This window comes from Burkholderia dolosa, assembly GCF_902499135.1.
Classification (GTDB): Bacteria; Pseudomonadota; Gammaproteobacteria; order Burkholderiales; family Burkholderiaceae; genus Burkholderia; species Burkholderia dolosa.
Genome location: NZ_CABVPR010000069.1, coordinates 23,704 through 31,053 on the forward strand (window position 1 = coordinate 23,704; position 7,350 = coordinate 31,053).

The 7,350-nt window shown below is 63.1% G+C and carries 9 protein-coding genes; 1 reads left to right on the plus strand and 8 read right to left on the minus strand.

The window, feature by feature from the left end:
* Nucleotides 1-8 precede the first annotated feature (8 nt).
* The 8 genes from BUB20358_RS23805 to BUB20358_RS28505 all read right to left on the minus strand — a co-directional run bounded on the left by BUB20358_RS23805 (nucleotide 9) and on the right by BUB20358_RS28505 (nucleotide 5,513).
* Nucleotides 9-2,870, minus strand: coding sequence for a DUF927 domain-containing protein (locus BUB20358_RS23805; RefSeq protein WP_035973150.1), 2,862 nt, complete (start codon nucleotides 2,868-2,870; stop codon nucleotides 9-11).
* A gap of 127 nt (nucleotides 2,871-2,997) precedes the next feature.
* The gene (locus tag BUB20358_RS23810) at nucleotides 2,998-3,324 is read right to left on the minus strand and encodes a hypothetical protein (protein WP_006765348.1); all 327 of its coding nucleotides are present in this window, start codon (nucleotides 3,322-3,324) and stop codon (nucleotides 2,998-3,000) included.
* A gap of 9 nt (nucleotides 3,325-3,333) precedes the next feature.
* Nucleotides 3,334-3,681: a hypothetical protein gene (locus BUB20358_RS23815; RefSeq protein ID WP_006765347.1), complete on the minus strand. Its 348-nt coding sequence runs from the start codon at nucleotides 3,679-3,681 to the stop codon at nucleotides 3,334-3,336.
* Entirely contained in the window at nucleotides 3,674-3,886 is a 213-nt protein-coding gene (locus BUB20358_RS23820) for a hypothetical protein (protein WP_006765346.1), read from the minus strand. Before BUB20358_RS23820 ends, BUB20358_RS23815 begins: the two co-directional genes overlap by 8 nt.
* Nucleotides 3,879-4,181 carry a hypothetical protein gene (locus tag BUB20358_RS23825; protein WP_035973149.1) on the minus strand — a complete coding sequence of 101 codons (303 nt, stop codon included), beginning with the start codon at nucleotides 4,179-4,181 and terminating at the stop codon, nucleotides 3,879-3,881. Before BUB20358_RS23825 ends, BUB20358_RS23820 begins: the two co-directional genes overlap by 8 nt.
* Entirely contained in the window at nucleotides 4,174-4,350 is a 177-nt protein-coding gene (locus tag BUB20358_RS23830) for a hypothetical protein (RefSeq protein WP_012329039.1), read from the minus strand. The genes BUB20358_RS23825 and BUB20358_RS23830 overlap by 8 nt, the downstream gene beginning before the upstream one ends.
* Before the next feature lie 330 nt (nucleotides 4,351-4,680).
* Nucleotides 4,681-5,205, minus strand: a complete 525-nt coding sequence (locus BUB20358_RS23835; protein WP_045552490.1) for a hypothetical protein — start codon at nucleotides 5,203-5,205, stop codon at nucleotides 4,681-4,683.
* Nucleotides 5,202-5,513 carry a helix-turn-helix transcriptional regulator gene (locus tag BUB20358_RS28505; RefSeq protein ID WP_223296915.1) on the minus strand — a complete coding sequence of 104 codons (312 nt, stop codon included), beginning with the start codon at nucleotides 5,511-5,513 and terminating at the stop codon, nucleotides 5,202-5,204. Before BUB20358_RS28505 ends, BUB20358_RS23835 begins: the two co-directional genes overlap by 4 nt.
* A 616-nt stretch (nucleotides 5,514-6,129) precedes the next feature.
* Between BUB20358_RS28505 and BUB20358_RS23845 the strand changes: the two genes are divergently transcribed.
* On the plus strand, nucleotides 6,130-7,350 hold a 1,221-nt coding region (locus BUB20358_RS23845; RefSeq protein ID WP_133168028.1), incomplete at its 3' end, for a hypothetical protein.

Consider the following 7,350-nt stretch of genomic DNA (forward strand, 5'->3'; position numbering starts at 1 on the left):
GGCGTCTTTCACAGTTCGAGCGTGAAGATCGACGGCAGCACGCGATAGACCATGAACTTGCCGTGACCGGGGATGTACTCCTGCCGGTACGGGTAGCCGTCGCTACGCGGCATCAGCACGCCACGCTTCATCAGTGCCTTGGCGACGATCTTGTGATCGAAGCCGGCGCACACGTCCTTGCGGAACACGGCCGCTTCGATCAGGTATTCCGTCTCGACGCTTTCCGCATCGTCGGCGCTCATCTTGCCGCCGAACTCGGCGTAATACTCGCGATCGGAGGCGATGGGCGTGCGCCGCTCGTCGCGCTTCACGTGCTGCTTGAAGCCCGCTCGATGTGGCACGTTCGGCCGATGGTCGTCCTGCGCCCGGTTCATCCACACGAAGCGGTTGTCGCCGTGCGCGGCGAGGAAGTGCTGTACCTGCCGCACGGCTTCGGCCTCGTCCGAATTGCCGGTGCCGCCACGCAGTTCGAGCCAGCCTTCGAAGCAGCGACGCGCGGCTTCGACCGCTTCGCCCTGCGGCCAGCCGGTCAGGCCGTGCGCCGTCGCCAGTTCGCCGGCCACCGCAACGAGACAGAACCGCTTGGCGACGCGCGCGACCTGCGAATGCGAGCCGTCCGGCACCCATTGCCCGACCAGCTCATCGACGCGCATGCGCAGATGCTCGGCCAGCTCGCCGGCCTGCGACGACGCCCACTCGATGAACGCGGGGCCGGCCGTGCCGTAGTGCATGCCGGCGTGCCGTTCTAGATGCTCGATCAGTGCGGCCGGCGTCGGGAAACCGTGCAGCCTCTCCACGACGCCCATTTCGCCGACCTCGGCCGGGATCGCGGGTAAGCGCACCTCGATACCGCCTTTCATGGGCTTGTTGCCCTCGGCCATCAACGCGGACACGCTCTTTTCGCCGTTCGACAGGAATAGCAGCCGCCACGTGAGAACCGGCTTTGCAGAGCCGCTACGCGAGGCGCGAGCCTTGCCCGACTCGTTCGCAAGCATGTAGATCACATCGCCGACCAAACGCGGCTCGACCTGCCCGATTTCATCGAGGATCAGCAGCGCGTCGCTATGCTGCGTGGCCACGGCTTCGAGCGCGTTGTCGGTCGCCTTCCAGCTCCGCACGTAGTCCGGCGAGCCGAACACGGATGCGGCGATAACGCCGCCCGTCGACTTGCCTTTCGACGTCGTTCCGAGCAGGTGAAAGCCGCCCGACTGAAGCCCGGAGAAGTGCAGCAGCGGACCAGCGAAGGCGGTTGCGACGCAGAACGCCAGCCGACTATTGCCGACGCAGTAGGCTGCGACCTCGCGTCGCCAGTCCTCCAGCGTGCCGCGCTCCTTGAATTGGCTCTGGATCGGCGTGTCGGCCTGATAGATCAGCGCCTCTTTGCCGGTGCCGATGACGCGATCGGGCAGCACGAACGCGCCGTGATGCCAGCCAACGCGCGGCACGCAGCGCACGCGTTCGTCCGGCTGCGCCATTTGCACATAGTTCGCGATCTGCGTGCGGGCGATCTGCGTCACGCCAAGCTTCACGCCCATGTCGAGCAGCATGCGGCGCAGTTCCGTGCCGTCGCCGGCAAAGAGGCCGGCCGGCACCGCCCACCGTTTCAGGATGCCGTCGCGGTCCGTGAATTCGAGCAGGTAGCCCCACTCGCTGTTCATCTCGTTCCGGGTCTCGGCAATCACATCGATCCGCGTGCTAACCCAATGCGGCGGCAGCGGATCGCCCTGATTGTTGAAGCCGTGAAACCACACGCCCTTGTCGTCGACGACGAACCGCGACTTGCCGTCCTGCGCGCGAGCCGTTTTCGGGCGCTTGGCGGGCTTCGCGGCGGCTTGAGCAGCCTTGGCCTTGCCGGCGTCCGCCGAGCCGGCCGGTGCGAGCGCAGCACGCACGGCGGCGGCCACCGCATCCGGGCCGAGGTGCGCGGCCAGGTCGTTGAAGTCGGTGCCGGCCGCTGGGCGGTTCGGACCGAAGTCGGGCACGGCCACGATGCCGGCGACGGCCTCGGCCGCCGCGCGAGCCTTCGTCACGCCCGGATTGCCCTTCGTCGTGTGATCGTCATCGGCGCACACGACGATGCGGGCGTCCGGATACTGGCCGCGCAGCGCCGTCGCCACGGCGTGCAGGTTGCCGGCGTCGAACGCGACGGCGGCCGGATAGCCCGTCGCGGCCGCGAGCGTCGCGCACGTGGCGTAACCCTCGCCAATCAGCAGCGTGGACGGCGCGGAAGATAGCGGGCCGCCGATCAACGAGAAGCAGCTCGCCTTGCGGCCGTTCGGCAGATAGCGTTTCTGGCCGTCCGTCAGGACGAACTCCAGCGTCCACAGCTTGCCGTCCGCGTCACGCGCCGGGATGACGAGGGCGCCGTCGCATGCAGCCGTGCCGATGCACAAGCCGCCGCGATAGACGCGCAGCGCGTCGACCGGGATGCGCTTGCGAACGAGATACGGGTGATCGGCCGGCGCAGGCTCGGCCGCCGACCAGATCGATTCAGCGAGGGCCGACGCAGCTTGCTGTTTCTCGGTCAGTTTGGCCAGCTCGGCCGCTTCGCGGGCCGCGCGCTCGGCTTTCTGCCGCTCGCGCTCCGCTGGATCGACCGGCTTCGCTCGATGCGCACGCGGATCGAAGCCGCCGGCCTTGGCAAGGTGAAACAGCGTGTTGATGGTGATCTTGCCGCCCTTGAACGACTTCCACACATCGCGCGCGTCCTTGCCGTTGTAGTTCTGCGCGCCTTGGCTCCATTCGTTCCAGAGGGCGAAGCCCTCCTCGCCAAACTCGGCCTTGAGCGCCATCCCCACCTGACGCCACGTGTCGCGGTCGTCAGGCGGGACATAGCCGAGCGCGACTCTCGCCCGCTCGAATTCGGACATGGGTGCGTTACTCATAGGTTCCCACTGGACGCGCGTCGGTCGACTCCCGATTAGTAGTCCATATCGGACAAGCAGCTACCCGACGCGCGAAGAATTGAATGATGCGGCGATGCCTAGCGGCGCAGCGTCAGCCGGCCGCGCGAGGCACCGACAGAACGGCCCCGCCGGCCGTGACGTCGTTGCTGTAGACGTAGCGGCCGAGCCGCGACTCGCCAAGGGCGTCGTTGGCCGCCTCCAGCGCCGCGCCGATCGACGGCAGGGACGCGCGGAACAGGCTCAGCACAAGCCAGTAGTCGTCATCGGACGTGGCCTTGTCGGCCGCCCAATGCAGGCTGTCCAGCAGCTCCATGGCGTCACTGATCCGCGTGCCGATGCGGTTGTGATCGGGGCGGTTCACCTCGGCCACGAAGTGCGAGGCGAGCGGTTGCACGGCGTTCTTGTTCGTCTTTGCCATGACCGCCCCTCAGTGCGTTGTACGCGGTTCGCGCGTAACGAGGCCGAGGGCGGCGAACAGGTGCTGTTGCACGCGTCCCATCAGGCCGGCTGCGAATGCTTGGCGGCTGATCGTCACGCGATGCGCGTCGACGTCGCCTGCGTCCTGCATGGCGGATTCCATGCTGCGCGCGAACGCAGCCGCTTGATGCGCCGCATAGTCGTGCAGCCGCACATCGCCTTTCAGGTCGAGCCACGCGTCGGCGCAGATCGCGCCAAGGTCGACGGCGAATTGCAGCTCGATCGGTGCGCCCGTATCCAGCGGCGGTGCGTTGTCGAATCCGTCGACAACCGCGGTTCGGATGCGCTGATCAGTCATGGCACACCTCCGGCTGCGCAGTGCGGCGCATTTCGGCCGAGTACCGGCTCGCGACGCTTTGCCCCATGTCGACGAGCGCGCGCTCGTAGGTGCCCTCCGCAAGATGCGAACGGACAGCATCGAACAGCGCTTCGAGCTGGGCGAACTGATGGGCCGCACACATGGCGATCATCGTGACTTCGTTCGGCAGGCGGTATTTAGACATGGCGCACCTCCAGAATCGATGCGAGGAGTTGCCCGACGTCGATCGTGCAATCCAGCTCTGCTTCGTCGCGAATCGGCGTGAGGTTCCAGTCATAGACTGCCGCGTGCGTGAAGTCGCCAGACCGGCGACCGCAGACGCCACGCCCCGAGACGGGGCCGCCCAAGATCCGCACGCGCCAATCGTGATCGGGCGTCGGGTGAGCCGATGCCACCTCGACCAGCATGCCGATACGCGAGCGAGCATCGCACTTCGTGACGATCGCCAGATCGCCAATCTTGCAGCGCAGCTCAGCCATGACGCACCTCCGCACGGACGAGCGCCGCGATTGCGGCCAGTGCCGCGCCGGTTGCGTCGAGCGCGTCCTGATACGTGCTGGCGGTTGCCGCGTCGCGCAGTGCAGCGCGGACGATGGATTGAATGAGGTGGGATTGCTGCCCGGTATGGGCGTGCGTGGACTGGCGCATCGAATGCGACCTCCTTGGACGGGTTGAACCCGCTCCCCACTGCAAATTGGGGTGGGCGGGCAGACGGCAGGGTTTGCAGACCGGCGTCCAAGGGAACCGGCAGGCCGAAGCCTCCCCACCGTCGCCCACCCATTGATCGTAGAGGCGCGCGAAGGCACACGGACGTAAAAAAACCGCACTGCGGCGGTCGTCCGCCTTGGAACTGTCGGGCTGCAAATCCCGGTCGCTGTTGTCTCAGCGACGCGCACAGGATACCGCGCGATGCTGGAGGACGCAAATCGCGACGCCCACGCCGTATATTGCCTAGTGCAAAGCGACTTTGGGCGAGCATCAGGCGGCCTCCCCCTTGAGCACGGCGGTCGCCAGCTTGAGCTGTTCGATATCCAGTCGCGAGCTGCCCTGCGCCAGTGATTGGCCGAGCGCGACGCCCTTCAGCAGGGCGCTAACTTGCAGGCGGCGCGTCCCGTCCGTGCACTGCGCATCGATGTCGTTGTAAAGCGCACGATAGGCTTTCCGCAGCTGTCGATACTGCCGACGACGATAGTTCGCCGAATCCTGTTCAGCAGCGGCAATCGCCTGGACGAACTTCTCGCAGGCGGTGCCAAGTTGCTTTGTCGTCAGATGCGGGGCTTCGAGCGCGAGCGTCGAGGCGAGCGTGACGGCGATCGCTACGAGCTTCCCGGTGTCGTCGCCACGATTCCAGAAGCAACCCTCGATGTCATCGAGGATTCCTGCGAGCTTGCGGAGGCGGGCGTCGCGGCAACGCACGAACGCGGCGTCGCGCGCCGTGACGGCCGCGCCCATCGCGCGACCATACGGGCCGCCGCGATCGATCATAAGGGAGGGCACGCTCATGCTTGCTCCCGCGTCGATTGGCGGGATTCGACCCAGTTCTGGACGTCTTGCGCGTGCCAGCCGACGCTCCTGGCCCCTAACTGGACCGGCGCTGGAAACTTGCCTTCACGAATCCAGCGATACAGCGTTGTTTTCTTGACGCCGACACAATCCAGCACACCAATAAGTCGAAGAATCTTAAGAGCCATTTTCTGTTCAGAAATGGCCTGTTCCGCAAAAAAGAGGAAAGCGGCAGCAATAAACCGCGCCGTACTATCAAAGTACGGGCGCAATGACGTTTGCAGAAGACGCACAAAGTAATCTTGCAAAGTTACTTTGCACGGCGCGCCGCGCGCGGTATCATTCGTCCTAACAAGAGCTATGCGTTTCCTAGGCGCGGTGGCTCTTGTGGTTCCTCCAATTATGGAACAGGCAGCCAAGCCAAAAATCGCCGGCGGGATGTGTTGGTAGCACACCCCCGGCACCCTCTCGTCAGCGCGACGAAATATGCTCAACGATTGAGCATTCCCCGCCTTTTCCCTTGCATCGCCCACAGATTTCTAGAACCGTGTTCGGTTAGGTGCCAACAAGTACCTCAATTATATCGAAAGGTCTGCCCCCATAAAAGATTTGTCTCGGATTATCTAAGACCGCAACACTTGGTGTCACTGTTCGGCCATTAAGAGTCGTCCAGTAACTTTAAGACCCGCAGTTCGAATGGCGGCTCTCCTCCCGAGAAACGGCGTAGCAACGAGGTATTGTCTTATAGCCATGGGACTGGCTGTAGGTACCGCGCATGCCGTACGTGTGATGCAGGTATATGGCATCACGACGCGCTAGGTAGAGAAGGTGCGACGCTCGCATGTCGGTCAATCCTATAAAATCGACATGCGCCGGAGACTAGGCTTTGGCCAATTCCGTAGAGTGATCCGAGGACGAATCGAAATGGGAAACGGACCGTTAGATAAAGCGAAGGGGCCGGGCGCCAACCCGAAAACGATGAGGCCGACGCCTGAGATGGAGCGGCTCGGACTGAATCCTTCGAGAATGCAGTCCGTTAAAGAAATTGATGCAACGCAGGCCGCCAGTTGGGCCCAGCAACTTAAAGTAATCGACACCCTTAAGCTAGAGCCCTTGATGACATCTTCCTTCAAGGCGATGGACGTGCTGAAAGCCAACACCAGCTTACTACAGCAGATGAAGTCGCTCCAGGCTTCCTTCGACAATGGGATGGGACAGCACATCAAAGCTTTCCAAGTTTCCTTCGACAACGGGTTGGGACAGCAGATGAAGTCGCTCCAGGCTTCCTTCGACAATGGGGTGGCACAGCAGATCAGAGCGCTCCAAGCTTCCTTTGACAACGGGTTGGGACAGCAGATCAAGAGGCTTCAGGCTTCCTTCGATATCGGGCGGCAACAGCAGATCAGAGCAATGGAGGACGTCGCTCGATGGACTAAGCACCATAAGGCGATTGAGGCTGCTCTCAATCCTAACTGGGCGCGGCAGCTAAGCCCAATCGCCGCGTTCAGATTGGAGTCTTCGTTCGTAGCGTCGGCGAAGGCGTTCGAAACAGCTTATGCAGATCTGCACGTGAACAAATGGCTGCACGATTTGCAGACTGATAAGTTCGCCGACTTACTGAGGACATGGAGGGCCGCCAATCCCATCACAGAACTCGGTGAAGTGGTCGAGGCGATGAGGTCGAATGGGCTCGTCGAATCAGCGACGCGTCTGATTGTGACGAATCCCCCGGCGCCCGTTTCGATGACAGCTGGGGACATCGCTGATGTGCAAGCAATCGTTGACAGGGCCATCGATCGCGCCGCACAGCAGGCAGAAGCCAGGATGGCACCGTTCGTGAAGACAATTGTTGACGAAATTCAGTCGATGAAGGACTCGCGTCTTAAGGCCTTTGTGGTGCTCTTTATCGTCCCGGTTCTAATCAGCGCAATCTACATGGTCCTGAATCCCGTCGCCGATTTCTATGTAAAACGGGCGCTAGAGGAACACTACCGCCCCGCCTCGCCGCGGGAGATCAAACAGAACGTCCGCAAGAAAGCCGTGATCTATGCCGCAGATCGGGAGCAACGTAAGCGTGGAGCCGATACCCTGTTGACGGCGTGGGTTACCGGTTTCCCCAACGATTGGAAGCCATGCGTAGCAACG

What these genes read in the sequence shown, in the direction of transcription:
- BUB20358_RS23805 (WP_035973150.1), bottom strand. Translation starts at nt 2,870, where the DNA reads ATGTCCGAATTCGAGCGGGCGAGAGTCGCGCTCGGCTATGTCCCGCCT.
- BUB20358_RS23810 (WP_006765348.1), bottom strand. Translation starts at nt 3,324, where the DNA reads ATGGCAAAGACGAACAAGAACGCCGTGCAACCGCTCGCCTCGCACTTC.
- BUB20358_RS23815 (WP_006765347.1), bottom strand. Translation starts at nt 3,681, where the DNA reads ATGACTGATCAGCGCATCCGAACCGCGGTTGTCGACGGATTCGACAAC.
- BUB20358_RS23820 (WP_006765346.1), bottom strand. Translation starts at nt 3,886, where the DNA reads ATGTCTAAATACCGCCTGCCGAACGAAGTCACGATGATCGCCATGTGT.
- BUB20358_RS23825 (WP_035973149.1), bottom strand. Translation starts at nt 4,181, where the DNA reads ATGGCTGAGCTGCGCTGCAAGATTGGCGATCTGGCGATCGTCACGAAG.
- BUB20358_RS23830 (WP_012329039.1), bottom strand. Translation starts at nt 4,350, where the DNA reads ATGCGCCAGTCCACGCACGCCCATACCGGGCAGCAATCCCACCTCATT.
- BUB20358_RS23835 (WP_045552490.1), bottom strand. Translation starts at nt 5,205, where the DNA reads ATGAGCGTGCCCTCCCTTATGATCGATCGCGGCGGCCCGTATGGTCGC.